Source organism: Micromonospora sp. D75, from assembly GCF_018070405.1.
Classification (GTDB): domain Bacteria; phylum Actinomycetota; class Actinomycetes; order Mycobacteriales; family Micromonosporaceae; genus Micromonospora; species Micromonospora chalcea.
Genome location: NZ_JAGPXV010001109.1, coordinates 1 through 768, shown reverse-complemented (window position 1 = coordinate 768; position 768 = coordinate 1). Strand labels below are relative to the sequence as shown.

The window sequence follows — 768 nt, the reverse complement described above, 5'->3', positions numbered from 1 at the left end:
GGTCACCGGGCCGGTGACCTGGCCGTCCGGGGCGCAGAGCACCTGCACCCGGCCGGTGCGCAGGTCGCCCCAGGTGTCCGGCACGAACCGGTAGAAGCAGCCGTCCGACTCGTCCTCGGTCAGGTAGACCACCCGCCGCCGCGGGTCGCAGGCCGCCGCCTCGTGCTTGAAGCGGCCCATCCGGGTCCGCTCCTCGCCGGCCCGGCCGCCCTCCGGCCAGGTCTCGAAGACCCGGCCCAGCGGCACCTCCTCGCAGGACAGCCACGTCCCCCACGGGGTCGGCCCACCGGCGCAGTTGACGTTCGTGCCGCCGAGGATCCGGTACGCGGCGGCGATCGCGCCGTCGGCGGCGAACCGCACCGCCGACGCGCCGCCGACGAGCGGCACCTCCGAGTTGGAGACGTAGATCCAGCCGTCGCCGGACGGGAAGCAGGCGCCGCCGTCCGGCGCCGGGTGCCAGGTGTACGAGGTGCCGGCGACCCGCTGCCCGGAACGCGCGATCACCCGGCTGGTGAAGCCGGCCGGCAACTGGAGACCGTTGACGTCGGCGGACAGCAGTTCGCCGTACGGGCCGGGGCCGGGCTGGGCGGGCTGGGCCGGTGCGGCCGCGGCGGCCCAGAGACCACCGGCGAAAGCGGCGGCGCCGCCGACGGCTGTGGCACGCAGGACGGTACGACGATCCATCGGGGGTTACCTCCCGGAGGCGGTGGGTGTCCCGTCGACGGTAGGACGGAAATGCATCGACAACTGCCACTATAAGGTGAACGC

Annotated in this window: 1 protein-coding gene; it reads right to left on the bottom strand. The window is 74.5% G+C overall.

Translation table 11 applies throughout. From position 1 onward, the window contains the following. Nucleotides 1-684 (bottom strand): alkaline phosphatase PhoX (locus tag KBX39_RS32345; RefSeq protein WP_210874230.1); only part of this gene is annotated, 684 nt, incomplete at its 3' end. Between the last annotated feature and the right edge of the window lie 84 nt (nucleotides 685-768).